The organism is Candidatus Bipolaricaulis anaerobius (assembly GCF_900465355.1).
Lineage (GTDB): Bacteria > Bipolaricaulota > Bipolaricaulia > Bipolaricaulales > Bipolaricaulaceae > Bipolaricaulis > Bipolaricaulis anaerobius.
Map to the genome: position 1 here is coordinate 588,541 of NZ_LS483254.1, position 26,122 is coordinate 614,662.

Below are 26,122 nucleotides of genomic sequence, written 5' to 3' on the forward strand. Positions count from 1 at the left end.
GGACGGGACGGTGGGGGGCGGGTAGACTGGTCTATTCCAAGTTGGAATAAGCGGGGGGATGCGGATGGAGGAGCTCGTCCTCGGGATGCTGAAGCTGGGCCCGGCCCACGGCTACGAGCTGCGGAGCCGGGTCCGCGAGGAGCTCGGGCCGGCGTGGCGTGTGGCCTCGAGCCAGCTCTACACCTGGCTCCGGCGGCTGGAGGAGGGTGGGTACGTTTCGAGCGCGCTTGCGGAACTGCCGGGAGGACCCCCGCGCCGGGTGTACTCCCTCACCCCGGCCGGGGAAGAGCGGTTCTGGCAGTGGCTCCTCAAAGGTTCGACCTCCCCCCGGCGGGCGCGCGGGTCGTACCTCATCCGGCTCTACTTCCTGATCCGGTTCGCCCCCCACCACCTCGCCACGTACGTGGCCGAGGAGCGGGCGGTCCTCGACAAGCGCCGGGCGCGGCTCCTCGCGCGGGACACGGGTGAAGACCCGTTTCGGGAGGCAGTGCGGCGGCTGCGGCTCTCTCAGGTGGAGGGCGGCCTGAGGTGGCTCGATGGCCTGGCGGATCTGGTTGCAGCAAAGGAGGAACCATGAAGGCATTCGGAGTCGGGTTCATGATCGTCGTCCTCGCGGTCGGGGGATGGGCACAGGGCCTCACCGTGGTGGACCAGGCCGGGCGTACGGTGGAGATCCCCGCCGTGCCCACGCGGGTGGCGAGCGCGTTCGCTGTGGCCACCGCGTACGTGTACTCGCTCGGAGCGGGCGACCTCGTCGTGGGGGCCCGCTACCTTGGGATCCCGGATTCCCCCATCGCCCGCGGGGTGATGGCGCGGATCGACCCGCAGTGGGAGGGGAAGGGGTTCCCCGGGGATGTCACGGTGGAGACGATCGTGGCCTTGAAGGCGGACCTCGTCGTGGCGGGGGTGAGGCACCAGAAGCTCGCGGAGCTCCTCGGGGACGTGGGGATCCCGACCGTCCTCTACGCCGCGGAGACGTTCGATGCCGTGCGCGCGGCAACCGAGCTCACGGGGAAGATCCTCGGACGCGAAGAGGCCGCGGCGCGGCTCGTCGCCCTGTTCGATGAGGTGGTGGCCGAGGTGGCAAGCGCCGTCCCGGCCGACGAGGGGGGTCCGCGCGTCCTGTTCGTGGGCACCGAGCCCCTCCGCGTGGCGGCGGCGGGGATGTACCAGGCGCAGCAGATCGCCCTCGCCGGTGGCCGCACGGCGGCGGAGGACCTCGCGGGGACCTCGTGGCAGAACGTGAGCCCGGAGCAGTTCCTCCTCTGGAACCCCGATGTGATCGTCATCGCCTCGTACGGGACTGCTGTCCCCGCGGACTACCTCGGGGATCCCGTGTTCCAGGGGATCACCGCTGTCCAGACGGGTCGGGTGTACAAGATGCCCCAGCTCCTCTTCGCGTGGGACAACCCGATCCCGGAGTCGGTCCTCGGGATCGTGTGGCTCGCTGAGCTGCTGCACCCGGGGACCCTTCCCCTGACGCTGGGCGAGTACGCCGCCCGTCTGTACCGCGACTTCTATGGGGTCGAGCTCACCGAAGAGGAGCTAGCGAGTATCATCGGGCCGTGATCGCGTCGCTGATCCTGTTCCTGGGCCTCCTCTCGTTCCCTGCGGGAGGGCAGGGCATCGTGGTGGACCAAGCCGGCCGGGAGGTGGCCCTCCCCCCGGCGGTGGAACGGGTGGTGTGCCTCCACAGCGGGACGAGCTGGATCGTGTATGCGCTGGGTGGGGGGGAGGCCTTGGTGGGGGCGTACTACGCGAGCCTCCCCTCCCTCCCCCTCGCCCAGGAGGCGCTCGCCGGGCTCGACCCGGGTTACCGAGGGAAGGAGCTCCCTGTGCAGCCGACCGTGGAGGCGATCGTCGCCCTCCAGCCGGATGTCGTCCTCGCTAGCTCCGTCGTCCACGGGACGGGATTGGCGCCGCTTCTCGAGGAAGTGGGGATCCCCACCGTGCTCTACTACCCGGAGACCCTGGGCGGGATCGAGGAGGCGATCCTCCTCACGGGGAGGGTCCTCGGCCGCATGGAGCGGGCCGAGGAGCTCGCCGCGCGGTTCAGGGAGATCAGCGCCCGGGTCACGGCGGGGACCGCGGCGCGGGAGCCCCGCCCCCGCGTGTACTTCGCCGCCTACTACACCGTCCTGAACGTGTACGCCGGGGATGTGATCCAGAACGTCCTCATCGAGCTCGCGGGCGGGATTCCAGTTGGGCGCGCCCTTTCCCCCCGGCCGGGGCTCTTCTGGCAGCGGGTGGATGCGGAGAGGCTCCTTTTGTGGGACCCGGAGGTGGTCCTCGTCCCCGTCTACAACCAGGCCGACCTCGTGGCCCTCGCGTCCGACCCGATCTGGCAGGGGGTGACCGCGGTCCGGACGGGTCGGGTGTACCGGTTCCCCGAGTTCTTCGCGTCGTGGGACATCCCGGGGCCGGAGGTCGTCCTGGGGCTCCTATGGCTCGCGGAGACCCTTCACCCCGGGTCCACCGGGCTCGACCTGGTGACGGAGGTGATCCGGTTCTACGGGGACTTCTACGGGTGCCATCTCACCCCGGATGCGGTAGCGGCCCTGTTCGGCCGATGAAGCGGTCTGTGCTGGTCGGGGGGCTTCTCCTCCTCCCCCTGCCGGTGATGTTCTTCGCCCTCATGGTCGGGCGGTATCCGATCGCGCCGGGGGAGGTATGGGCTGTGATCGGGCACGCCCTACTGGAGGGGGTGGCCCACGTTGGGGAGTGGGTCGTGGTTGGCCTCATCCGGGTTCCGGAGATCGTCAACCCGGCCTGGGCGTTCCCGGACCTTGTTGAGGAGGTGAGCCGGTTCTTTGTGGTGCCCCCCCTGGCGGGGGTGGAGCCGGTGGTCCAGGCGCTTGTCCTGCGGATCCGCCTCCCGCGGATCGGGGCCGCGGCGTTGGTGGGGGCGAACCTCGCCGTGGCGGGGGCGGTGTACCAGGGCGTGTTCCGCAACCCCCTGGTCGAGGGGCGGCTGCTGGGGGTGAGCTCGGGGGCGGGGCTGGGGGCAGCGCTGGCGTTCCTCCTCTTCCCCCAGCCGGCGGTGGTCCAGGCGTTCGCCTTCGCGGGGGGGGCGTTGGGGGTGGCCCTCACCGCGCTCCTCGGGTGGACGTTCGGAGGGGGGGTCCTCGTCCTCGTCATCGCGGGGGTGCTCGTGGATTCGTTCCTGTCCGCGGTCCTCGGGCTCGTGAAGTACGCGGCCGACCCGCTCGGGACCCTCCCCGCGATCACGTACTGGCTCCTCGGGGGGCTGAGCGGGGTCCGCGTCCCCGACCTCCTCCCCCTCGGCATCGCCTCCGGGATCGGCCTCTCCTTCTTCCTCCTCGCCCGATGGCGCCTCAACCTCCTCACCCTCGCCGACCAGGAGGCGGAGGCGCTCGGGGTGAGGGTCCGCCCGACGCGGTTCCTCGTGGTGGGGATGGGGACCCTCCTCGTCGCGTCCGCGGTCTCCGTAAGCGGGACCGTGAGCTGGGTTGGGCTGCTCGTGCCCCATGCCGCCCGGGCGGTGGTGGGGCCGGACTACGCGAAGCTCCTCCCCGCCGCGGCCGGGTTGGGGGCGGCCCTCGTGGTGGCCCTCGACACGCTCGCCCGCACCCTCCTCACCGCGGAGATCCCGTTGGGGATCCTCACCGGCCTCCTCGGGGCCCCGCTGTTCCTCGTCCTCTTCCTCAGGTTCCTCCGGGAGCGGGGGGGGTGGCGGTGAGGCTCCGGGCGGGAGGGCTCGTCTACGCCTACATCCCGGGCCGCCCGGTCCTGCGCGGGATCACGCTCGAACTTCGCTCCGGGGAGACGGCGTTCCTCCTCGGCCCGAACGGGAGCGGGAAGACGACGTTCCTCGACTGCATCGGCGGCCTGCGGCCCCCCGCGGAGGGGGAGGTCCTCCTCGACGATCGGCCGCTCGGGTCGTTCTCCGCCCGGGAGCGGGCGCAGCAGGTCGGGTACGTGCCCCAGTTCCACGAGCCCCCGTTCAACTTCACGGCGTGGGAGGTGGTCCTCATGGGCCGCGCCCCCTACGTGCGTTGGCTCAGCCAGCCCAAGGAGCGGGACCGCCGCGCCGCCGATGAAGCGCTGGCCGCCCTCAACCTGGCAGGGTTCCGGGATCGCCCCTACTACACCCTGAGCGGAGGGGAGCGGAGGCTCGTCCTCGTGGCGCGGGGGCTCGCTCAGGGGGCGGCGTTCCTCCTCCTCGACGAGCCGGATGCTCACCTCGACCCGGCGAACCAGCACCGGGTCCTCCTCGCGGTGCAGGAGGTGGTGGGGGAGGGCCTCGGCGCGGCGATCACCTCCCACAGCCCGAACAACGCCCTCCTCTACGCGGACCGGGTGGCCCTCTTCTCCACCGGGGAAGTCCTCGCCCAGGGAGCGCCGGGCGAGGTCGTCACGCCTCCCCTCCTCGAACGGGCCTACGGGATCCCGTTCGTCTCCGTGGGCGATGGCCCCGGTCCGCGGGCCGTCCTCCCCTCCCTGGAGGATCAGCGCCCCACGAGGTCGAGGAACCCCTGAACGGGAAGGTGGAGAGGGCGAGCGAGCTCCCATTCCTTTTCCCGCCGGGCAAGCTCCGCCGCCGCGGCGAACGGGGCATAGGGATCGTCCGGCCAGTACCGCTCGTCCACGAGGACCGTCGTCCCCTCTCCCAGAACCTCCCTCCACCGGGCGAGCGGGACCCAGTCCGGAGGACGGGCAAACGTGGGGTGGAGGAGGAGGAGCTTTTCCGCCACGGGGGCCGCGGCGAGGAACCGTTGAGCGAAGAGGAGGGCGTCCTCCGTCCCGAACGGGAGATGGAGGGGAGGGATGCCGGTCCGTTTGCAGAACCGGCTATCGAGGGAAGTGAAGCAGTCGAGGATCACCACATCGTCTCGCCCTCCCGCGGCGCGGTAGGCCCGGTAGGCGAGCTCGCTATAGTCCGTTGGGTGGGCCGCCGGGACCTCGACGAGCGTGATCCCCGCGCCGGCCGCGAACGCTTGCAGATCCTGAGCGAACGCGTTCGGGCACCCCCACTCCGACTCCCGCCGGGCGATCGTCGGCCCCGGCGAGGGGTAGTGGGCGAGGTAGTCCTCCGGCCCGATCCCGCCCAGGCCTCCGATCTGGAGCCAGATCCCGTCCCCGAGCTCCGCTTGGGGCCAGGGGTAGGTGCCCTCGGCGAGGATGAGCGTCCCCCCCGGGGCGAGGTGCTCGCCGATGAACTCCCGGTACGGCCGGGGCAGGGAGAGGAGCCGGACCCGGATGAGGCAGGCATGGGCGACGAGGTCTCGGTCGTGGATCGGGTCGTAGTGAACGATGAGCTCATACCGGCCGGGCGCGGCGAGCTCCCGCGCGGCGCGGGCGGTGGCGGCGTACGCCGCGAGGTCATCCGGCTGCACCTCGTGGCGGATCCCGATCAGGGCGCACACGGGGAGGAACGGGGCGTCGAGGAGGGCTGCGAGGTGTGCCACCCCCCCTCCTGGCGAGCCGAGGACGATCGCCGGGTACTCCCGGTTGGGGTAGCGCCGGACGTAGTCAGAGAAGAGCGAGTCGGGGTCGAATCCGGCGAGGGCCGTTGCCGGGTACCCCACGGAGAAGCGCATCCCCCACCCGATCACGGCCTCCCGCACCGCCGGGGGGAGATGGCGCAGCACGGCCATCACCGGGCGGGACGCCTCCGGGTAGGGGTCCCGCAGCCCGCGCCCCGTCCCGCCGAGGGCCCGCGCCACCTCCCCCACCGCCCGCGCCGCGGAATCGAACGCGAGGGGGACCACCGGGGGTGGTTGGTTCACCGCGAGCACTGCCCCGATGAGGGCCACGAGGAGCACCCACGTCATCGGAAGTGCCGATCCACCTCGTGCAGGTACTCCGCCGCCTTCACCTTGGCGTGGCGGTTCCAGAACGGCCAGTCCCCGATCGGGGCTTCCAGCACGTAGTGGAGGAGGTCCTCGAACAGGGCCCGGTCCTTGGCCCGTCGGGCGTACTCCCAGGCGTAGGCGATGTGGTTCTCGAGGTACGTCGGATCGAGGGTCAGTGCCCACTCGAAGTAGGTCTTCGCATCGGCGAGCTTGACCCCGAACAGGATCCCGTAGTCGGAGAGGTTGGCGAGGAGCGCGCCGTACGCCTGCGGTCCCGATCCTCCCCAGTACCCCGGGTCGAGCTCGATCACCCGCTCGTACATCGTACGGATCTTGCCGAGGCTCGCGAACGCCGCGAACGGGTTCATCCGTCCCAGGAGGAGGCCCCAGCTGTGCCCCGTCCACAGGATCGCGGCCGGGTCCGTGGTACGGGCGAGGAGGGCGCGGAGCTTCTCATCGGAGAGGCTGAGCCCTTCGTCGAGGCCCGAGAGACCGAGGGAGCGGAACCCGTAGTCGGCCGCGGTGCGGAGGATCGCTTCCTTTTCCTCCTCCGGTGCAAACACGGCCCGCTCGTACCAAACTTGGGCGAGCTGCGCGAGAACGGCCGCGTTCCCCGGTTCCGCGGCGAGGAGGGCCTCGTAGACCCCGATCAGCCGTTCCATGTTCGCAAGCTCGTACCGCATCGGGAACAGGGCCTCCGCCTCCGCCGTGAGGTCGGCCACCGACTGCGCCCATCCGCTCCCCGCCATCGCCGCGATGGCTAGTATCGATAGGACTCTCCGTATCATGGCCTTCGAGCGTAGCGTGCGGTCCCGGCACAGACGATCGGGGATTTGGCTAGAATGGGTTCCGTCATGAAGGCGGTCGTGCTGTGCGGGGGCGAGGGGACCCGGCTCCGCCCGTTCACGTTCACCCAGGCCAAGCACCTCCTCCCCGTCGCCGGCCGGCCGGTGGTCGAGCACGCCCTGGGGGCGGTACGGGAGGCGGGGATCCGCGAGGTGGCGATCGTCGTCAGCCCGAGCGTCGCGGGTCAGTTCCGGGAGCGGTTGGGGGACGGGGCCCGGCTCGGGCTCCACCTGTCCTACGTCCTCCAGCCCGAGCCGCGGGGCCTGGCCCACGCCGTCCTCTGCGCCGAGGAGTACGTGGGAAACGAGGCGTTCCTCGTCTACCTCGGGGACAACCTCCTTGAGAAGGGGGTGACGGGCGTGGTGGACCTGGTTCGGTCGCGAGAGCCGTCCGCCGTCGTCGCCCTGTGTCCGGTTGACGATCCCCGGCGGTTCGGGGTGGCGGTGATCGAGGGGGGGCGGCTCGTGCGGCTCGTCGAGAAGCCCAACGATCCCCCGAGCGACCTCGCCATCGTCGGCGCGTACGCGTTCACCCCGCTCCTCTTCCAGGCGGCGCGGGAGGTGAAGCCGTCGTTCCGTGGGGAGCTCGAGCTCACCGATTGCCTTCAGTGGCTCGTCGATCGCGGGCACCTCGTTCTCCCCTACATGGTGGACGGGTGGTGGCAGGACGTGGGCCGGCCGGCGGACCTCCTCGTCGCGAACCGCCTCCTCCTGGCGCAGGTCGAGCCGCGGATCGAGGGGGAGGTGGACGGGGACTCGACGATCGAAGGGCCGGTGGTGATCGAGCGCGGGGCGCAGGTGATGGGGAGCCGGGTGAGCGGGCCTGCCTTCATCGGGGCACGGGCGGTGGTCGAGCGGTCCACCATCGGCCCCCACGTCGCGATCGGGCCGCGGGCGACCGCCCGCGGGGCCGCGATCGCGGCGGCGATCGTCATGGACGAGGCGTTGGTCGAGGGCGTGGCCCTCCAGGGGTCCGTGATCGGCCGCCGGGCCGCCGTGCGGGGAGGCAGGGTAGCCGTGCAGACCTGGTTGGGAGACGACGGGGAAGTGCAGCTGGAGCCGTGATCCTTCAATCCCTCTCCCCCTCTGCGCAATCCCTCTCCCCCCGAGGTGGAGGGGGAGCACCCATGGAGAACGAACATCGTGGGGCAGGGGACTTACTTGGCATCAGCGGTTCGCCCCCGGGCAGCTAAAGGAGGGTGGATGATCCTCGTCACGGGTGGGGCAGGGTACATCGGTAGCCACACGATCAAGGAACTTCTGCGCGACGGCCAGGAGGTGGTCGCGCTGGACAACCTGTCCGCCGGGCATCGGGAGCTCGTCCTGTGCCCGGAGTTCGTGGAGGGGGACCTCGCCGATGCCGCGCTCCTTGCGCGCACGTTCCGGCGGTACCCGATCGAGGCGGTGATCCACTTCGCCGCCCATACCTCCGTCCCCGAGTCGGTGGCGAACCCGCGGAAGTACTACCAGAACAACATCGTGAGCGGCCTCTCCCTTCTCGACGCGATGGTCGAGTGCGGCGTGAACGCGATCGTGTTCTCCTCGAGCGCTGCCGTGTACGGCGATCCGGTGCGCGTCCCGATCCCCGAGGACCACCCCTGCGCCCCGAAGAACCCCTACGGCCGGACGAAGCTCGCCTTCGAGGGGATCCTTCACGACTACGGGGTCACCTACGGGCTGCGGCACGTGTCGCTCCGGTACTTCAACGCCGCTGGCTCTGATCCCGACGGGGAGATCGGCGAATGCCACGATCCCGAGACCCACCTCATCCCGATCGTCCTCGAGGTCGCCGCCGGGGTGCGGCGCGAGGTGCAGATCTTCGGCACCGACTACGAGACGAAGGACGGGACAGCTGTTCGGGACTACATTCACGTCTTCGACCTCGCGCGGGCGCACGTCCGTGCTCTGGGGGCGCTCGAGGGGGGAACGGCGGCGCCGGCCTACAACCTCGGGACGGGGCGGGGGTACACGGTGCGCGAGGTGGTGGAGTGTTGCCGGAGGATCACCGGCCGCGAGATCCGGGCCGTGGACGCACCGCGCCGGGCGGGGGACCCGGCGGCCCTCGTGGCCGATCCGTCCCGGGCGAAGAGGGACCTCGGCTGGGAGCCCCGGTTCACCACCCTCGACCCCATCGTCGCGACCGCCTGGAGGTGGATGCTCCGCCGCCGGTAACCGCGCGCCCTGTGGCCGACCGGATCCGGTTTCGGAGAACGGCGACGGCATGGGGTTCCCCGCTACCGAACGAGGCCATGCGTCGGGCTTCCTGCCCGACGGCAGTTCGGCCTAGGGTTATCCTGAAGTTAGCATTTCTTGTCCTGGCCCGATCGCCTGGCGACAATAGGGGCTGGCAGAAGGGGGGTGGGCGTGCGGTACTTCGGGACGGACGGGGTGCGCGGGGTGGCGGGGGTGGACCTCACGGCCGACCTCGCGTACCGCCTGGGGCGGGCGGCGGGGCTCGCCTTCCGCCCAGGGAACGTCCTGGTGGCCCAGGACACGCGCCTCTCCGGGCCGGCCCTTGCGGCGGCCTGTGCGTCCGGGCTCGCCGCGGCCGGCTGCGATGTGGACCTCGCGGGGGTCCTCCCCTCCCCCGCCGTGTCCCACCTCGTGGTCCAGTCCGGGTACGGGCTGGGCTGCGTCGTCTCGGCCTCCCACAATCCTCCCCCCGATAACGGGATCAAGTTCTACGGCCGCGATGGGCTGAAGCTATCGGTTGCCGACGAGGAACGGGTGGAGTCCCTCCTCGAAGCTAAGCCCCGCGCCGGCCCGGGGGGGAAGGTTGCCCCTTACCCGGCGGCCGAGGAGGGTTACCTCGCGTTCCTGCGGGAGAGGGGTGCTGGCCTGTCTCTTGCGGGCGTGAAGATCGTTCTCGACTGCGCCCATGGGGCGACGGCGCGGGTTGCGCCGATGCTCTTCGCTGACCTGGGGGCTGACCTCGTCCTCCTCAGCGCGGAGCCGGACGGGGCGCGGATCAACGCTACCGGTGCCGCGGCGATGGATGCCGTAGCCGCAGCCGTCCCCGCCCAGCGGGCCGACCTTGGCATCGCATTCGACGGCGACGGGGATCGGGCCTTGTTCGTGGACGGCCGGGGCGATGTCGTGGAGGGGGATCGCCTGATGGCGGCCCTCGCCCCGTACCTTCTCGGGTGGAACGAGCTCTCCTCCCCTCGGGTCGTGTTCACCGTGCTCGCCAACCTCGGGGCCGAGAGGTACCTCTCCGCACGGGGGTTCCGGGTGGAGAGAGTCCCGGTGGGGGACCGCAACGTGGCGTGGGCGATGCGGGAGGGGGGGAGCGACCTCGGGGGGGAGCCCTCCGGCCACATCATCTACCGCCCGTGGGCCGTGACCGGGGACGGGATCCTCACCGCCCTCCTTGTGCTGCGGGTCCTCATCCGGGTGGGGACCGACCTTGGTTCGCTCGTGGCGCCCGTGCCCCTCTACCCCCAGGTACGGGCCGACGTCCTGGTGGCCGATCGGGAGGCGGCGCTCGCCGACCCCCGGGTTCAGGCCGCGATCCAGGCCGCCAAGGCCCAGCTCGACGGGACCGGCCGGCTGGTCGTGCGTCCGTCCGGGACCCAGCGCCTCATTCGGATCATGGCCGAGGGCCCCGACGAGACCGTCCTGCACGGGGCCGTTGATCCGATCGCGGACGCCCTCGCGTCCCAGAGGATTGACACCCAACGAACCCTCCAAACTTGAGGCACGAAACAAGATCTGAGTCGGCGAGTGTTCCCCGCCCGGCCGGTGGTGGCGATACGGTTGGATAGCGAACCGCTCTCCGCGGGGACTCGGATTGCCAAGAACGCCACGTACCTCTTGGTGAGCGACGTTGGGGTGCGCATCATCACCGCGCTCGTTGGCATCCTCGTGGCGCGGTACCTCGGTCCCGAGCAGTATGGCGTGCTCTCTTTGGCCCTGGCCCTCCTCGGGATCGCGGCCTACCTGACCGACCTTGGCCTCACTCCGGTGATGATCCGCGAAGGCACCAAACCTGGGGCAAGCATCCCGGAGCTCCTTTCGGGCACCCTCCGTCTCCGGCTCCTATTCGCCGTGGCTACGACGGTTGTGATGGTCCTCCTCGCTTGGTTCTACTACCCGTCGGCCACCGTGCGGACGGTGATCCTTGTCGTGGTCCTGCCCGGGATCTGGGCAGGAGTGTTCCGGGGGATCGGCACGGGCTACTTCCAGATGACTCAGGAGATGCAGTACGTAGCCCTCATCAACGCGGTGGCCGCGCTGGCGGGGGCGGGGATGTTCCTCCTGGCCGTGCTCATGCGCTGGTCGTTCCCGGTTCTATCCATCGGTTACGGGCTTTCCGCGGTCGTGGGGGGAGTTCTCGGGTTTCTCCTGGTGCGGCGCCGGGTTGCGTTCGGCAGGGGCTGGCATCGCGGTCTGCTGACGGGCCTCCCCGCGTTCACCCTCGGGGGAGGGCTGGGCCTCCTCCTCCCCCAATTGGGCCCCCTGCTCCTCCCCCACGCCGCCGGCCTAGAGGAGACCGGCTTCTTTACCGCGGCGTACCGGATTCCAGCAGTGCTTCTGGCTGTGCCTGGCGTCGTGGCGACTGCCTTCTACCCACAGCTCTTCGCCTATGGGGCCAGCGATCGGCAGGGGCATCGAGCCCTCAGTGCCCGGGAACTTCGCCTGATGGGCTCCCTTGGGCTCCTCCTTGCCATTCCCACCTCCCTCCACGCGCGATGGATCGCGAGCGTGGTGTTCGGGGCCGCATGGGTCGAACAGGGTGGACCGGCGCTAGCGCTCCTGGCGTGGACGGTGGCCTTGGCCAGCGTGAACTGGCCGCTCGCCGATGCCCTCACCACCCAGGGGCTCCAGGTGCGACGGGCAGAAGTTCAGGCGGTGGCCGTGGTGGTGGGGGCTGGTGCGTATTGGTTCCTGGGCCGGGGCTGGGGTGCACTGGGCGCGGCGGGGGCGGCGTTGGCCGTTGAGACAGTGCTGACGGTGGGCTTCCTCGTCCTCAACCCGGACGCACGGACGCTCGTCCGCACAGGGCTCCTCTCCGTGGTCGTGAAGGCGTTGGTGTTGGTGGCGTTGGCTTGGGCCGTGACGTGGGTGGTAGGATCCGGCTGGCTCGGGTTTGGGCTCACAGTGACAGCAGGGGGGATGGTTCTGGTGCTGGATCGAGAGATCAGGGGATACACAGTGCAAGGGATGAAGATGATCGTGCGCACGGCGCGCGCCGCGAGGGTAGGTCGGGGGGTACGATGACCCCGCAGGTGTCGGTCATCATGCCCGCGTTCAACACGGGCCGATGGATCCGTCAGGCGATCCAGTCTGTCCTCGATCAGACCTTGACTGAGGTCGAGATCCTGGTCGTGGACGACGGTTCAACCGATGATACCGTCGCGGTTGTAGAAGGCATCCAGGACGAACGCGTTCGGCTTCTCCGCCAACCCGAGAACCGCGGCGTCAGCGCTGCGAGAAACGTTGCATTGGATCATGCGCAAGGGACGTGGGCGGCGATCCTCGATTCGGACGACTGGTTGGCCCGACGGGACCGACTTGCGACGCTCGTCGGTCTTGGGGCTGCGCACAAGGCGGACCTCGTGGCCGACGACCTCTACCTGGTGGAGGAGGGCAAGGACCACGCCTGGGCGACGATGCTGGGCCAGAACGCGCTCCGATTGCGGGAGCCTACCTGGGTGGACCTTCCGATGTTTGTGAAACACGACCTAAGCCCGATCAAACCTCTGGTGCGCGTGGCGTTCCTCCGCGAGCGTGGGATCCGGTACGATGAGACTTTGCGCATCACGGAGGACTGGCGGTTTTACATGGAGTGCCTTCTTGGTGGAGCCCGGTTGATCCTCTTTCCGGAGCCGGGCTATGCCTACCGCATGCGCCCTGGATCCCTTTCCCGAGGCGTGTTGCCTCTTCTGGGCCAGGTGGAGACGAACTTGTGCCAATACCTTGGCGACAAGCGGATGGCGGCATACCCAGAGGTGATCGCCCTTCTTCAGGAGAAGCTTGCCGCGGTCCGCAGCAATCTGCGGTATTACCGCGTGATGGCTCCGCTCAAGGAACGGAACCTGGCCCGGGCTCTCGCCGCGGCGATTCGCACCCCGGACTTCCCGTGGCTCTTTGCTTTGCGGGTTACGAATATCGTGGACTATCGGGTGCGGCGCCGGCGGGTGAAGTTGAGCTTGCCGGAGTGAGGATGTCACCAAGTAACCAGAGTCCGCGAATTACGGTACTCACCCCAACATTCAACCGTGTCCAACTCCTTTCGCGCATTCACCAGAGCCTCGTTGCCCAGACGGGAAGAGACTTTGAATGGATCGTCGTGGACGATGGTTCAACCGATGGTACGGGGGTGCTCGTGCAGGCGTGGGCGGCGGAGAGCCCTTTCCCCATCAGGTATGTATGGCAAGAGAACGCGGGGAAACACGTCGCCGTGAACCGTGGCGTGCAATTAGCCCGTGGCGAGCTCCTCCTCATTTTGGATTCCGACGACTGGTTGGTTCCCAATGCCCTGGCGCGCGTGGGTTACTGGTGGGGTTCCATCCCCGAGGCACAGCGCGACGAGTTCGCTGGTGTCGCTGGGTTATGCGCGTTTCCCTCGGGCGAGGTCGTCGGCACGCGGTTTCCGAAGGACGTGCTCGATTCGAATTCCATCGAGGTCCGCGTGCGATACCGTGTCCAGGGCGACAAGTGCGAGGTGTGGCGCACGGACGTCCTTCGGCAGCATCCGTTCCCGGAGGATCTGGGTTCATTCGTGACCGAGGGCCTTGTGTGGAACCGAATCGCCCGACGCTATGGGTTGCGGTTTGTGAACGAAGTGTGGATGGTGAAGGAGTACCAGCCGCATGGGCTCTCTGCGAGGAGCCTGGAGCTCCGGGTGGGATCGCCGCAGGCGGCGAAGGTCTACTACAAGGAGTTTGCAGAGACGCCGGACATGGGCATCCCCTTCACCCGCCGGCTGCGGGAGTACGCAAACTTCACGCGCTTCTCCCTCCACGGTCAGATTCCCCTGGCTCAACAGGCCATTGAAGTTCGCTTCAAGGGGCTGTGGGCTGCTGCCACACCGATTGGGTTCCTTCTGTACCTGCGGGATCGCCTCAAGCTGGGCGGTCAGAGGAGGCGCCGATGAGGGTTGCCCTTTTCTTCCCCGCCCTCCTTGGCGGCGGGGTCGAGCGGGTGATGGTGAACTTGGCCGCCGGGTTCGTGCGTAAGGGCCTTGACGTGGACATGGTGATGGGGAAGGCCGAGGGCCCACTCCTTTCTGATGTGCCGTCGCAGGTGCGGATCGTGGACCTCGGCGTGGTGCGGATGCACCGGGCCCTTCCCGGTCTCGTGCGCTACCTGCGGGAGGAGCGGCCTCACGCCCTCCTCTCGGCCTTGGATCATTCCAACGTGGTTGCCCTTTGGGCGAGGGCCATCGCGCGGGTCCCGACGCGCGTCGCGGTGAGCATCCACTGCGATACGAGCCAAGTGGTAGAGCAGGCCCACTCTCTACGTGATCGCTTCGTGCGGACATGGACGCGCCCGTTCTACCGGCGGGCTGTGGCAGTGATCGCCGTCTCCCAAGGAGTGGCGGAGGATCTCGTGCGCCACACCGGCGTCCCGCGGGAGAAGGTGCGCGTGATCTACAACCCGGTGGTGACTCCGGAGCTCTTCCTTCGTGCAGAACTCGATCCTGCCCATCCGTGGTTCTTCCCAGGGGCTCCACCGGTGATCCTCGGCGTGGGACGCCTGGCCAAGCCAAAGGACTTCGCAACGCTGATCCGTGCGTTCGCCCGAGTGCGACAGGTCCTGCCAGCACGGCTTCTCATCCTCGGGGAAGGAGAGGAGCGGTCGAGCCTCGAGCGCCTGGTGCAGGAAATGGGATTGGATGGGGAGGTAGCCCTTCCGGGTTTCGTCGGAAACCCGTTTTCGTTCATGAAGCGCGCGGCCGTGTTCGCCCTCTCGTCGCGGTGGGAAGGTCTGGGTAATGTGCTGATCGAGGCCCTGGCCCTCGGCACGCCCGTGGTCGCCACGGATTGCCCGAGCGGGCCCGCGGAGATCCTGGAAGGCGGGAAGTGGGGTCGGCTTGTGCCCATGGGAGATGACGCCGCTCTCGCGGAGGCGATCGTTGCGACGCTTGCCGAACCACGGCAGTTGCAGGCCGCTCAGGAACGGATGCGGGAAAGGTTCGGGCTGGACGCGGTTGTCGAGCAGTATCTCGATGTCCTGGGGCTGAGGTGAAGCGGGTCCTCTTCGTGATCACAGGCCTAGGCCTCGGCGGGGCCGAGACGCAGCTTGTGCACCTGGCTACCCGACTCAAGGCACGCGGTTGGGATGTACGAGTGGTCTCCCTTACGCCGCCCAGAGCTTACGTCCAGGAGCTGGAAGCAGCGGGAGTGCCCGTGATTTCGCTTGGGATCAAGGGAAAACTGCCTGATCCTCGACCTGTCTTTCGACTGGCGAAGATGATTCGCACCTGGCGGCCCGAGGTTGTCCACAGTCACATGGTGCACGCCAACCTCGTGGCACGGCTCGTCCGACTCCTGGCGCCGGTCCCGGTGCTCATTTGCACAGCTCACAACATTGATGAGAAGGGGCAGCGAGGGTCAGGGCGTCTGCGCGAAATGGCATACCGACTTACTGACCCATTATGCGACCTCACTACTCAAGTGAGCCGAGCAGGGCTGGAACGCTATGTGCGTATAAGGGCAGTACCCCGGCACAAGATCCGTTATCTCCCGAATGGCATAGACACAGAACGATTCCGCCCTGATCCTGAGCTTCGCGCGCGCCTGCGACAGGAGTTGGGATTGGAGACTGCCTTTGCTTGGCTGGCGGTGGGGCGGTTCGTCGTCTCGAAGGACTACGCTAACATGCTCCAGGCGTTCTCTCGAGTGGCCCCAGAGCGGAACGAGGGGTGCCTTGTGATAGCCGGCGATGGCCCCCTACGCCCTTCTATGGAACAACTGGCTAGCGATCTAGGAGTAACAGAGCGGGTGAAGTTTCTCGGTACTCGTCGGGATATCCCGGCTTTGATGGACGCTGCGGACGCATACGTAATGTCCTCGGCTTGGGAGGGACTGCCCATGGTGCTTCTAGAAGCCGCGGCGAGCGGCCTTCCCATCGTGGCCACTGATGTGGGCGGAAACTCTGAAGTCGTGATCGACGGCAAGACCGGGTTCCTCGTGCCGCCGAAAGACCCTGACGCCTTAGCTCAGGCGATGCTGCGTCTCATGGGTCTTCCCCCGGAGGAGCGCCGCCGGATGGGTGCAGTCGCCCGTCAGCATATTGAAGCCAACTACAGCCTGGACCGCGTCGTAGACCAATGGGAGGCTCTCTACACCGAACTTCTCGAGCGCAATGGGATAAGGCCCCGTCGGATGGCATTCCGGGGGAGGAGGGAGTGAACCGTTTTCTCTGGGCGGGAGCGTTAGGAGCATCGCTCCTGGTAGCCGTGGTCCTGCGCCAGCCCATGGTCGGCCTCCTCTTGGCCAGCTCAGCCTGTGTGGCTGCAGCTCTGGGCAGGTCTCTTCGTGTTCTGCCCTGGGTAGTCTTGGCGCTGAAGCTTGTCTTGCTCGGCGCGGTTTCACTCCTTGTGCCGGTCCTCTGGCCGGAAGGCGGGGGGTTGATCCCAGTTAACCCAGACCAGCACCTGTATGTGGAGACTGCGAACCGCATTGCGGACGCGCTTCGCGTGTCTCCCCTGAGCGTGGATTACGCTGGGATCGTCGGCCTTCACAATCGCTCCTACAGTGTGACGCTGGGATGGCTCGCCTACCTCAATGGAGGGGGGAACCTGTTCCTCTACCGTTTGTTCAACGTGTTCATCTCGTTACTGCTTGCTGGGCTCGCATATGTTCTGGCCCGCCGGCTCTATCCCCGCTCGTTGCAGGCTGCGAGCCTCGTTTTCCTGGGGGTCGCGATTCTTCCAACCGTGAATGCCTATTCGATGTTCATCCTGCGGGATGTCCTGATCGCTGCGATCGTGATGTCGGTGGCGCTTGGCCTCTTTGATCGGCGGCACTGGCTTACGATCGTGGGACTGGTTATGGCCTACTTCACACGCATCCAGTTGTTCTTTCTGTTGGTGGGAGCGGTAGCGCTCTTTGCGGCCCTGAGGTTCGTGCGACGTTTTGGGCGATACGGCCCAGTGCTGCGGGGAGTCTTGCTTGCGGCGTTCGCGATCGGTGGTTTCTACGTGGCGCCTCTCGTCTTGCCGCCAGAGTACGACTACAGCCATGCTTCGAGCCTTCTCAGTTTCGGACGGTTCCTGGTCCATCTTGTCCCTTCGCTCCTTGGACTCGATTTCCTCTTGGTTGACCCGGGATCCCTCGAGCTCGGGCGGTCCACGTTGGTGGCGGCGCGGCTCCTTTTGGTGGACGCATGGCTTGTACCGCTCTTGTTCTTGGGGATTGTTGTTCATTACCGGCGGATGGAGAGCCAGTGGCGCGAGTTCTACTTATGGGTTTGGGCGGTCACCATCGGCTATATGGCCGGGTATTGGATTGCTTACGGAACCGTGTTCGTTCGCCTTCTGATGCCGTTGTATCCACTCTTCCTCTTGGCAGTGCCAGCTGTGGTGCTGAAAGGGAAGTCCAGGGGACGAGGGAAGGCGCTAGAGAGCGTGCATGGTTGAGGAGAACCGAGCAGAGAGTAGAGGGCTGCCTCTAGCCCCGGTGTGGAACCACGTTGTGGCGTTCCGCATCCCGTTCATGAGGCTCCTCCAGAGTTGGGGCTACGAGGTCCACGCCGCGGCTTGGCCAGCGGAGGGGCGTAGGGGCGAGCTCGAGGCGGCTGGGGTGCAGGGGTGGGACATTCCATTCGCCCACTCGGACACGGGTCTTCGGAGCTTGCGCGTCCGGGAGGAGGACACTGCATGAGAATCCTGTATGTGATAACGGCCGCTGAGTGGGGTGGAGCGCCGCTCCATGTGCTTCAACTGATGGAGTACATGGTGAAGCAGGGCCATGAGGTGGGCCTGGTGGCCGCGCCGGAGCCGCGGCTCATGACAGGGGCGAAGGCGCTCGGCGTGAAGGTATTCCCCAATCCCCACTTCGTCCGGCCCGTCAGGCCGTGGAAGGATTTCCGCGCTTTGTGGCCGATCTTCCGGGCGATGAGGGCCTTCAAACCCGATCTCGTGCATGCTCACAGCACCAAGGCCGGCTATGCGGCCCGTCTGGCGTGCGCGGTCTTGCGCAAGCCCGTCATCTTCACCGCCCATGGCTGGGCGTTCACCGAGGGGCGGAGCCTTTGGAAGAGAAAACTCCTGGCCGGGGTAGAGCGCTTGGCCGCCAAGGTGACGGCCAAGATCATCTGTGTCTCGGAGCACGATCGGGAACTGGCCGTTCAATGGAACGTGGCCAAGCCGGGAAAGTTGGCCGTCGTCCATAACGGGATCGACCCTCGCCCTTTCCTGGAGGGGGGCGGCGCGCCCCTCCGCGAGGAGCTCGGGCTAGAAGGTTCAGTTGTGCTGACCTTTGTCGGGCGACTCGCTCCCCCAAAAGACCCGCTCACGCTGCTTGAGGCAGTGAAGACTTTGCCCAAAGGGGTGCTGCTGGTGGTGGGGGATGGGGAACTCAAGCCTCCAGTTGAGGAATACGTCCGGGAGCATGGCCTTGAGGAGAAGGTGCGTCTTTTGGGGGAGCGGAGTGATGTACTGCGCATTCTCGCAAGCTCCGATGTCTTTGTCCTATCCTCGCGTTGGGAAGGCCTCCCCTACACGATCATCGAGGCCATGATGGCTAAGCTTCCGGTGGTGAGCACCAGAGTGGGTGGGGTGCCGGAGCTTGTGGAAGATGGAGTTACCGGGTTCCTCGTTCCGGCCGAGGATCCCCCGGCCTTGGCCGAAGCCCTCCAGACGCTCCTCGACGATCCAGAGCTCCGCCGCCGCATGGGCGAGGCGGGCCGCGAGAAGGCCCTCAGGGAGTTCACCCTCGACCGTATGCTCCGCGAGACGGGGCGGACGTATGAGGAAGTGGTCGAGGGGAGAAGACCATGAGGGCCACGTATTGGCCCCCTCACGACGGCCACGTTGCACCGGGGCAGCGATCGCGTGCTGTTTTGACTTAGGCCATGGCTTAGCCTGCACTGGCGGTGATAGAGGTGAATTTGGATGGCCCTGCAGGTGAACATTCATGAGGCGAAGACCCACCTTTCCCGGCTCTTGGCTCGGGTGAGGGAGGGCGAGGAGATCATCATCGCCAAGGCCGGTAAGCCCATCGCGCGGTTGGTGCCAGTGGGAGAACGGCCAGTCCAACGCCTCCCTGGGAGTGCCAAAGGCAAGGTGGCCATCGCCCCTGATTTTGATGCTCCACTCCCTGAATCTGCGCTTGCGGAGTTTGAGAGATGAGGCTCCCACTGGACACCCACACGTTTCTGTGGTGGATCACCGATGACCCCCGCTTGTCTGGAAAAGCTCGCGAGATCATCGGCGACGGGAAGAACTAGCTACTCCTCAGCGCAGCCAGCGGTTGGGAGATGGCCATCAACGCTATTGAGAGCCTGCCCATCCAGATGAGCCACACCCTGCATGTGTATACCCTCCCGGAATACCACCGGGATCCCTTCGATCGCCTGCTCATCGCCCAGGCTCGTTTGGAAGAGTTGCCCATTTTGACAGCCGATCCCCAGATCTCTCGCTATCCGGTGGAGGTCATCTGGTAATCGGTGGGGAGTTGTCTCAGGTCAAGTTTGGTTTTTGACGTTTGCGCGGGAGCTCTCAACCCACCAGGCCGGCCGATCATGTCATCCGCTACCCCGACCGGTTCCTGGCGATCCTGGATGCCGCGGTGAGGGTGGTCGCGGATGGGGAACACTTGGTGACTTTGGGGATCGTCCCGGATCGCCCAGCCACGGGCTACGGATACATCCGCCGCGGGGACCGCCTCGATCAGCTGGGCGAGGTCGGTGTCTACCGGGCCCGCGGGTTCACGGAGAAGCCGGATCGGAACCTAGCAGCCCAGTTCATCTCCGCGGGCGAATACCTGTGGAACAGCGGGATGTTCGTGTGGAGGGTGGACACGCTCCTCAACGCCATCGCGAGACACATGCCTGATCTCCACGCCGCGCTGCGCGAGATCGAACCCCACCTCGGTCGGCCAGATTGGGCAGAGGCGGTGGCGCGGCAGCGGGGTAGTCATGTGCAGTTCGTACACGCTGGCAAAACCATCAAACCAGGAACGTTCAGCGAAATGCTCAGGAAAGCGGGCTGACTGTTGAACAACTGCAGGAGCTGTTCTGAAACCTGGAGATGGACTATCAGCGACTTGGTTCGGCGGCAGGCGTTTGCTGTGGCGCACGGGCGAACACGTTTGGGTCACCTCGGACGTCGCCTGGGATAAACCCGGTGGACCTGCTCAGGCCCCTGAGGGGACAATGGGGCAAGGGGTTGACGCTGTGACGGCACGGGTGAAGGGAGAGGCGTGGAAGCGCATCGCGCGCCCGGTGACGCTCGGCTACATGGGGTTCCTGGCGTACATGAGCCTGGGGAGAGCCTATCCCCCCATGCTCGACCGGGCCCTCGCCACGTGGGGGTCAACGGTGTTCCATTTCGGAGGGTACGCGCTCCTCGCGATCCTCTTCGCCTGGACGCTATCGCGGAGAGGCCGGCACCGGCCCTGGCTCGCCATTGCGGCGGCGGTTGGCTATGGTGGCCTCCTTGAGACCCTCCAGTTCCTCGTGCCGGGGAGGATGCCCTCCGGGCTGGATTTGGGGATCAACTTGGCGGGCGCGGTCGCCGGCGGAGTTTCCCTCTGGGGCGTGGCTTGCACCATGGCCCGGCGACGCAGACCGGGGCAGGAAGCGGTGGGTTCCCACTGAGTTTGTCTCCCGGACATGTGGTGTGTAGCATGGCGCTCGATGGGTGATTCGGAGAGGGTGCCGTGATCGGGATCCCGTTCGGGGTCGCCTTGGTAGCAACATTCCTCTCCACCATGGTTTTGATAAGGCTGTGTGCCCGGGCTGGGATCGTCGGGCGCGATGTCAATAAGCCCGGGCAGCCGGAGATCCCGGAGATGGGGGGGCTGGCGATCGTCGCGGGGTTCTGCGCCGGGATCCTCTTCGCGCTGGGGATGATGAGCTTTCTGCACCTCTTCCCCCAGGTGAACATGCTCCTCCTCCTGGCCGTGATCGCCACAGTCCTGATGCTCACGTTGATCGGAGTGGTGGATGACCTCCTGGATATGCGCCAATGGGTCAAGGCTCTCCTGCCCCTTCTTGCGGCAGTGCCGTTGATGGCGGTGCGTGCGGGGCATAGCACTGTGTGGATACCGTTTGTGGGCAGGATCAACTTCTGGATCTACTACCCCTTGGTGCTGGTCCCGCTCGGGGTCACCGGCGCCGCTAACGCGGTCAACATGCTCGCCGGGTTCAACGGGCTTGAGGTCGGGATGGGGATCGTGGCCATGGGGAGCCTCTCGGTGATCGCCTGGCAGACGGGACAGGCCACGGCGCTGCTCCTCCTCTTGTGTGGACTGGGGGCGCTCCTGGGGATGCTCTACTTCAACTGGTACCCGGCCCGCATCTTCATCGGCGATGTGGGGACGCTCTCTATCGGGGCAATCCTCGCTTCCGCCTGCATCATCGGCAACTTCGAGGTGGCCGGGGTGATCGTGATCGTGCCCTATGCGGTTGATTTCCTGTTCAAGGCAGCCCACGGGTTCCCGAGCAAAGGGTGGTGGGGGGATTTGGGCGAGGACGGGAAGCTTCGTTGCCCCACCCGCAGGCTGGTGAGCCTCCCCCAGGCGATCCTGAAGGTCACCGGAGGGCTGCGCGAGCGGTCGCTCGTGCTCATCCTAATCGGGTTCGAGGCGTTGTGCGGCTTCGCTAGTGTGCTCTTCTACCTCCGGGCGTGACCCGGCCCCGACTATAATCGCCCCCGGTGAACCGGGAACGGGAGGGGACATGGAGCTAAGGACGGTGCGGATCGAGAAGCCGGATGACGTGAACCTGATCCTCGGGCAGGCCCACTTCATCAAGACGGTGGAGGACCTCCACGAGGCGCTGGTGACCGCCGTGCCGGGGGCGAAGTTCGGGCTCGCGTTCTGCGAGTCGTCGGGCCCGGCCCTCGTGCGCCTCTCGGGAACGGATCCCGAGCTCGTGGAGCTAGCTAAGCGGAACGCGCTCGCCCTCGCCTGTGGCCACGCATTCATCCTCTTCCTGCGCGGGATGTACCCGATCAACGTCCTCACCGCGGTCAAGCTCGTCCCCGAGGTGTGCGGGATCTTCTGCGCCACGGCGAACCCGGTGGAGGTGATCGTCGCCGAGACGGACCAGGGGCGGGGGATCCTCGGGGTGGTGGACGGGGTGAGGACGAAGGGCGTGGAGGGGGAGGCGGACCGGGAGGAACGGAGGTCGTTCCTGCGCCGGATCGGGTACAAGCTGTGACCCTCCGCGCGGTGCTCCTCGACCTGGGTGGGCCGGTCCTGGACGAGGAGGCGGAGTATGAGGGCTGGGAAGCATCCGTCGTTTGCGCGCTCGCGGCGGAGGGGGTCACTGTCCCCCCAGCGGAGTTCGCGCGGGAGCTCGGGGCGGCGATCGCCCGCTGCGACCCGGACGCCCACCTCTCCGCGGTGTGGAGCTTCGTGCGGCCGGATGTGGACCGGTTTCGCCGGATTCGCGGCGCGTTTCGCGACCAGAGGCGGGCGTTCGTTGAGAACCCGCGCGGCGTCGCAGTCCGCCCCGAGGCGCGGGAGGCGATTCCCACGCTCGCTGCCCGCTATCCCCTCGCCATCGCCGCAAACCAGCCGAAAACGGTGCTGTCCCAGCTTGAGGAGGCGGGGCTGCTCGGCCACTTCCGCTGGCGGCGCGTCTCGGAGGGGATGGGGATCGGGAAACCCTCCCCGCTCTTCTTCCGGATGATCCTCGACGGCCTCGGTGTCTCGGCGGAGGAGGCGGTGATGGTGGGGGACCGGCTCGACTTCGATGTCTTCCCGGCGAGGCTCGTCGGGATGAGGGCGGTCCGCGTCCGCGTTGGGCTGTACGCGGGTCAGGAGCCGATCTCCCCCCTCCATGTCCCCGACCTCACCCTCGCCACGCTGGCCGAGCTCCCTGCCGCCCTGGCCTCGCTCGGGTAGCTCCCCCTTCGGGGGGGCGTGCGCGGGGAGACTTTTCGCCGGAGAATCGAGCTGTGGAACACTACGACGTGGCTATCGTCGGAGGGGGGCCGGCCGGTGCGGTGGCCGCCCGGGCCACGGCGCGGGCTGGAGCCCGGGTCCTCGTGGTCGAGCGGGCTCCCCGCCGCCCGCCGCGCTGCACCGGCCTCGTCGGGGCCCCGTTCCTCGACCTCGTGGCGGTGCCTCCGTGCCTCGTCCTCCGCGAGGTCCGGGCGGTGCGCGTCTGCGCTCCCGGCGGCGGGGTCCTCGGGTTCCGCGCTGCAGAGCCGAAGGGGTACGTGCTCGACCGAGGGGGGCTCGATCGGTGGCTCCTCGACCGGGCGGCCGAGGCCGGGGCCACCGTAGTGTGCCCGGCCGCGGCGGTGGGCGTGGCAGGCCAGGTCCTCCACACGACGGCGGGCCCCGTGGAGTTTGGGGTGCTCATCGCGGCGGATGGGGCGATGAGCGCGGTCCGCCGGTGGGCGGGCCTCTCCCCGTCCGCGGAGGTCGTGGTCGGGGTGCAGGCCATCGTCGCGGCGGCGTCTCCCGAGGGCGGGGACGAGGTCGAGGTTCACGTGGGGAACGAGCTCGCTCCCGGTGGGTTCGCGTGGGTTGTCCCGGCAGAGGAGGGGACGGTGCGGGCCGGGCTCCTCACTGCGGCTGGGCGCGGGGCGTACTCCCTCCTCGACCGGTTCCTCGCCCATCGGTTCCCCGGGGAGCGCGTCGTTCGCCGGGAGGGGGGGCTCATCCCGCTGGGCCCCGTACCGTGCGCGGCAGGGCCGAGGGTCCTCCTCGTCGGCGATGCCGCCGGCCAGGTGAAGCCCCTCTCCGGGGGTGGGCTCCTGTTCGGGGCGATCGCGGCCCGGATCGCCGGGGAGGTCGCGGCGGAACGCCCCGATCACCTTGCGGAGTACGAGGCCCGCTGGCGGGCTCTACTGGGGGACGAGATCGCGTTCGGGCTCCGGGGCCGGGTGGCGTTCGTCTCCCTTCGGGATGGGGAGCTCGATCGGATCGTCGCGGCGCTCGATCGCCCTGAGCTCCACCGCCTCGTCGCCGCGGAGGGGGACATCGATCATCCGTCCCGTCTCGTTCAGGCGGTGGCGGCGCGGCCGGGCCTGTGGCCGGCTGTGATCCCGCTCGTGCGGGCACTCGGGGGCTGGGCTCGGGTGCGGGAGCTCGCCCGCGGTTTGCCCTCCGCCGCCGGGCCGGGATAGACTCCCGCGTGCCCACGGGGAAGGCCGGGAAAGGCAAGGGACGCCGCGGCGGTCCCACGGTGCCGCCGGGCGGTTGGCTGTCCCGCCTGCGGTTCTGGGGGTTGGTGTTCTTCCTCCTCTCGATGCCCCTCTTCTTCTCGCCGTGGAACACGGAGTACGGGTACGCAAAGACGATCTACACCCTGGTCACCGTCTCGCTTCTCCTCATCCTGTGGGCAGTGGAGTCCTTCCCGCGGCGGGAGGTGAAGGTCGAGGTCTCGTGGCTCTTCCCGCTCCTCCCCGCGCTGCTCCTCGCGGCCCTCCTCTCCCTCTCCGGGGGGACGCCGGCGGGGGTGGTTCTCCAGTCGGCGACCGTCATCCTCTACTTCGGGTTCATCTTCCTCCTCGTGGTGAACGCCCCCCTCGGGGATCGGGAGGTCGTCCTCCTTCTCGGGGCCCTCCTCCTGGCGGGGTTCGGGAACGCCCTGTTCGGCCTCCTCCAGTACGTCGGGGTGGCCCCCGGGGCGGCGGGAGATCCCTTGATCGCCACGATGGGGAACCGCCAGTTCCTGGCCGGGTTCCTCTCCTACCTCGTCTTGCCGGCGGGGATCCTCCTCGTCCGGCTGCGGAAGGCGTGGGCGTGGGTCCCCGCGCTCGTCGCGATCGGGTTCATCCTCGCGGTGATGCTCCTCACCCGTCAGGTGGGGGTGCGGCTGGGCCTGGTGGCGGGGCTCCTGTTCGTCGCGTTTGGGATCGGGTTCTGGCCAAGCCGGGCCGGGACGCGGTACCGCTGGCTGGCGGCGATCGCCATTGGCACCGCTGCCCTGGGCGGGGTGCTCGGGGTTCAGGGCCTCGTCTACGCCGTAGCGGTGGGGGGAGGGGCGGCCGCAGTGTGGGGACTGGGGAAGCTCCTCCGCCGGCTCCCCCTCCTGTGGATCCCCACCGTGGGCCTGCTGGTGGCGGCGGTCGTCCTCCTCCTCCCCCCGACCACGCCGCTCGCTCCGGTGAGGGAGCTCTGGGAGCGCCAGTCGGGGGCGATCCGGGCGTGGGACCTCTGGGTCGGGTACGAGATGTGGCGCGACCAGCCGCTGTTCGGGGTCGGCCTCGGGGGGTACAAGATCCAGTTCGTCCCGTACAAACCGGAGTTCCTCTCCTCCCCCCAGGGGGCGGACTACGCGTTTCCGTTCCCGCGCGCGGATCAGGCCCACAACGAGTACGTCCAGGTGGCCGCTGAGCTCGGCACGTGCGGGGTGATCGTGCTCCTCGCCGGGCTCGCCCTCGTGGGGTACTGGGGGTTGCGACGGGTGAGTGCGCAGAAGGATCCGGCGAAGCGGGTCGAGCTCCTCCTCCTCGGCGGGGGGCTGATCGCGGTGTTCGTCCACGCTGTTCCCACGTTCCCGTTCCACCTCCCCGCGTCGAGCCTGGCGTTCGTGACGATCCTCGGGCTCGCCTTCTCGCCGCGCTATGGGCCGGTGGGGGACCTCGCGGTGACGCTCCGGGGCTATCGGCTCAAGCTGACCGCCGTGGTCCTCTCCCTCCTCTCCGGTGTCGTGTCGGTGGTCGCGGTGCGGGACATGGTTGCCGATGCCTACCTCCTCGCCGGGCAGGTTTCGTTGGGGTACGGCGAGGTCGCGCTCGCCCAGGAGCAGCTCTCCCGCGCGGTGGAGCTCGACTTCTGCCCCCGGGTGAGCCTGTACTGGCTGGGGATGGCACACGCCCAAGCGGGGGACCTCGCGCAGGCCCAGGCTGCACTGCGGGCTTGCCTCAACCGGTACCGGCCTGAGGTGCTCTACCTCCAGCTCGCGTCGGTGGACCTCGCGGTGGGGGAGACGGAGGAGGCGCGGGCGCTCCTCGCAGAGCTCCTTGCCACGATCCCGCCCCGGGAGATGGAGCTCGAGGCCCGCTACCTCCTCGCGGTCGCTGACATGTCCGATGGGGACCTCCTTTCCGCCCAGCGCCGCCTGGAGGAGATCCTCGCCCAGGACCCGCACCACGAGCTCGCCCAGTTCCAGCTCGGGGAGGTGGCGCGGATGAGGTACCGGTGGGATGAGGCACGCACCCACTACGAGCGGACGCTTGCGATCATCGCCGCGAAGGAAAAGGCCCTCCAGGCCGCGTACGGGACCCAGGTCTCGCTCGCCCAGCTCGGGGAGCTGCGGTCTCAGGCGGAGCGGCTCCGCGACCTCCGGGCGCGGGTCGAGGCGATGCTGCGCGAGATCCCGTAG

General features: G+C 68.0%; 26 protein-coding genes and 1 pseudogene. 25 read left to right on the forward strand and 2 right to left on the reverse strand.

Going from position 1 to position 26,122, the window contains the following annotated elements; translation table 11 throughout:
* Window positions 1-58 precede the first annotated feature (58 nt).
* From BARAN1_RS02930 to BARAN1_RS02950, 5 genes are read left to right on the forward strand one after another with little or no spacing between them, the layout of a single operon-like run.
* The gene (locus BARAN1_RS02930; RefSeq protein WP_122030821.1) at window positions 59-577 is read left to right on the forward strand and encodes a PadR family transcriptional regulator; all 519 of its coding nucleotides are present in this window, start codon (window positions 59-61) and stop codon (window positions 575-577) included.
* Window positions 574-1,569 (forward strand): ABC transporter substrate-binding protein, encoded by a 996-nt coding sequence (locus BARAN1_RS02935; protein WP_122030822.1) that lies wholly within the window; start codon window positions 574-576, stop codon window positions 1,567-1,569. Before BARAN1_RS02930 ends, BARAN1_RS02935 begins: the two co-directional genes overlap by 4 nt.
* Window positions 1,566-2,573 (forward strand): ABC transporter substrate-binding protein, encoded by a 1,008-nt coding sequence (locus BARAN1_RS02940; RefSeq protein WP_122030823.1) that lies wholly within the window; start codon window positions 1,566-1,568, stop codon window positions 2,571-2,573. The genes BARAN1_RS02935 and BARAN1_RS02940 overlap by 4 nt, the downstream gene beginning before the upstream one ends.
* A complete protein-coding gene (locus tag BARAN1_RS02945) occupies window positions 2,570-3,700 on the forward strand; it encodes a FecCD family ABC transporter permease (protein WP_157959416.1) in 1,131 nt (376 codons plus the stop codon). Before BARAN1_RS02940 ends, BARAN1_RS02945 begins: the two co-directional genes overlap by 4 nt.
* Window positions 3,691-4,500, forward strand: a complete 810-nt coding sequence (locus BARAN1_RS02950) for an ABC transporter ATP-binding protein (RefSeq protein ID WP_122030825.1) — start codon at window positions 3,691-3,693, stop codon at window positions 4,498-4,500. The genes BARAN1_RS02945 and BARAN1_RS02950 overlap by 10 nt, the downstream gene beginning before the upstream one ends.
* Here the strand turns inward: BARAN1_RS02950 and BARAN1_RS02955 are convergent.
* Together BARAN1_RS02955 and BARAN1_RS02960 are read right to left on the reverse strand one after the other, a co-directional pair.
* Entirely contained in the window at window positions 4,470-5,795 is a 1,326-nt protein-coding gene (locus BARAN1_RS02955; RefSeq protein WP_122030826.1) for a hypothetical protein, read from the reverse strand. The genes BARAN1_RS02950 and BARAN1_RS02955 overlap by 31 nt on opposite strands.
* On the reverse strand, window positions 5,792-6,565 hold the full coding sequence (locus tag BARAN1_RS02960) for a TRAP transporter TatT component family protein (protein ID WP_157959417.1): 774 nt from the start codon (window positions 6,563-6,565) through the stop codon (window positions 5,792-5,794). Before BARAN1_RS02960 ends, BARAN1_RS02955 begins: the two co-directional genes overlap by 4 nt.
* Window positions 6,566-6,670: 105 nt before the next feature.
* On the opposite strand from BARAN1_RS02960, the gene BARAN1_RS02965 reads away from it, so the two are divergent.
* The 20 genes and pseudogenes from BARAN1_RS02965 to BARAN1_RS03060 all read left to right on the forward strand — a co-directional run bounded on the left by BARAN1_RS02965 (window position 6,671) and on the right by BARAN1_RS03060 (window position 26,122).
* On the forward strand, window positions 6,671-7,726 hold the full coding sequence (locus tag BARAN1_RS02965; protein ID WP_157959418.1) for a glucose-1-phosphate thymidylyltransferase: 1,056 nt from the start codon (window positions 6,671-6,673) through the stop codon (window positions 7,724-7,726).
* Window positions 7,727-7,864: 138 nt separating this feature from the next.
* Window positions 7,865-8,833, forward strand: coding sequence for a UDP-glucose 4-epimerase GalE (gene galE, locus BARAN1_RS02970; protein ID WP_122030829.1), 969 nt, complete (start codon window positions 7,865-7,867; stop codon window positions 8,831-8,833).
* A gap of 192 nt (window positions 8,834-9,025) precedes the next feature.
* On the forward strand, window positions 9,026-10,357 hold the full coding sequence (locus BARAN1_RS02975; protein ID WP_122031761.1) for a phosphohexomutase domain-containing protein: 1,332 nt from the start codon (window positions 9,026-9,028) through the stop codon (window positions 10,355-10,357).
* Window positions 10,358-10,384: 27 nt separating this feature from the next.
* The gene (locus BARAN1_RS02980) at window positions 10,385-11,881 is read left to right on the forward strand and encodes an oligosaccharide flippase family protein (RefSeq protein WP_122030830.1); all 1,497 of its coding nucleotides are present in this window, start codon (window positions 10,385-10,387) and stop codon (window positions 11,879-11,881) included.
* Window positions 11,878-12,825, forward strand: coding sequence for a glycosyltransferase family 2 protein (locus tag BARAN1_RS02985; protein WP_122030831.1), 948 nt, complete (start codon window positions 11,878-11,880; stop codon window positions 12,823-12,825). The genes BARAN1_RS02980 and BARAN1_RS02985 overlap by 4 nt, the downstream gene beginning before the upstream one ends.
* Before the next feature lie 2 nt (window positions 12,826-12,827).
* The gene (locus BARAN1_RS02990; protein WP_157959419.1) at window positions 12,828-13,760 is read left to right on the forward strand and encodes a glycosyltransferase family 2 protein; all 933 of its coding nucleotides are present in this window, start codon (window positions 12,828-12,830) and stop codon (window positions 13,758-13,760) included.
* Entirely contained in the window at window positions 13,757-14,854 is a 1,098-nt protein-coding gene (locus BARAN1_RS02995) for a glycosyltransferase (protein WP_122030833.1), read from the forward strand. The genes BARAN1_RS02990 and BARAN1_RS02995 overlap by 4 nt, the downstream gene beginning before the upstream one ends.
* A gap of 56 nt (window positions 14,855-14,910) precedes the next feature.
* Window positions 14,911-15,315 (forward strand): annotated as a pseudogene (locus tag BARAN1_RS06810) (glycosyltransferase); the annotation flags it as partial.
* A 108-nt stretch (window positions 15,316-15,423) separates the two neighbouring features.
* Window positions 15,424-16,020: a glycosyltransferase gene (locus BARAN1_RS06815; protein ID WP_320410392.1), complete on the forward strand. Its 597-nt coding sequence runs from the start codon at window positions 15,424-15,426 to the stop codon at window positions 16,018-16,020.
* A gap of 218 nt (window positions 16,021-16,238) precedes the next feature.
* Window positions 16,239-17,249 carry a hypothetical protein gene (locus BARAN1_RS03005; RefSeq protein ID WP_157959420.1) on the forward strand — a complete coding sequence of 337 codons (1,011 nt, stop codon included), beginning with the start codon at window positions 16,239-16,241 and terminating at the stop codon, window positions 17,247-17,249.
* A 240-nt stretch (window positions 17,250-17,489) separates the two neighbouring features.
* Entirely contained in the window at window positions 17,490-18,611 is a 1,122-nt protein-coding gene (locus tag BARAN1_RS03015) for a glycosyltransferase family 4 protein (protein ID WP_122030837.1), read from the forward strand.
* A gap of 114 nt (window positions 18,612-18,725) precedes the next feature.
* A complete protein-coding gene (locus BARAN1_RS03020) occupies window positions 18,726-18,962 on the forward strand; it encodes a type II toxin-antitoxin system Phd/YefM family antitoxin (protein ID WP_122030838.1) in 237 nt (78 codons plus the stop codon).
* Window positions 18,963-19,090: 128 nt separating this feature from the next.
* Complete coding sequence (locus BARAN1_RS06850) at window positions 19,091-19,276, forward strand: type II toxin-antitoxin system VapC family toxin (RefSeq protein ID WP_420196457.1); 186 nt, start codon at window positions 19,091-19,093, stop codon at window positions 19,274-19,276.
* Between the two features lie 41 nt (window positions 19,277-19,317).
* The gene (locus BARAN1_RS03030; protein WP_122030839.1) at window positions 19,318-19,824 is read left to right on the forward strand and encodes a sugar phosphate nucleotidyltransferase; all 507 of its coding nucleotides are present in this window, start codon (window positions 19,318-19,320) and stop codon (window positions 19,822-19,824) included.
* A 184-nt stretch (window positions 19,825-20,008) separates the two neighbouring features.
* Window positions 20,009-20,431, forward strand: coding sequence for a VanZ family protein (locus BARAN1_RS03035; protein ID WP_157959421.1), 423 nt, complete (start codon window positions 20,009-20,011; stop codon window positions 20,429-20,431).
* 62 nt (window positions 20,432-20,493) lie between these two features.
* Window positions 20,494-21,465, forward strand: a complete 972-nt coding sequence (locus BARAN1_RS03040) for an MraY family glycosyltransferase (protein ID WP_122030841.1) — start codon at window positions 20,494-20,496, stop codon at window positions 21,463-21,465.
* A gap of 49 nt (window positions 21,466-21,514) precedes the next feature.
* Window positions 21,515-21,997, forward strand: coding sequence for an adenosine-specific kinase (locus BARAN1_RS03045; protein ID WP_122030842.1), 483 nt, complete (start codon window positions 21,515-21,517; stop codon window positions 21,995-21,997).
* Window positions 21,994-22,686 carry an HAD family hydrolase gene (locus BARAN1_RS03050; protein WP_122030843.1) on the forward strand — a complete coding sequence of 231 codons (693 nt, stop codon included), beginning with the start codon at window positions 21,994-21,996 and terminating at the stop codon, window positions 22,684-22,686. Before BARAN1_RS03045 ends, BARAN1_RS03050 begins: the two co-directional genes overlap by 4 nt.
* Window positions 22,687-22,739: 53 nt before the next feature.
* The gene (locus BARAN1_RS03055) at window positions 22,740-23,918 is read left to right on the forward strand and encodes an NAD(P)/FAD-dependent oxidoreductase (RefSeq protein WP_122030844.1); all 1,179 of its coding nucleotides are present in this window, start codon (window positions 22,740-22,742) and stop codon (window positions 23,916-23,918) included.
* Window positions 23,919-23,926: 8 nt separating this feature from the next.
* A complete protein-coding gene (locus tag BARAN1_RS03060) occupies window positions 23,927-26,122 on the forward strand; it encodes a tetratricopeptide repeat protein (RefSeq protein WP_122030845.1) in 2,196 nt (731 codons plus the stop codon).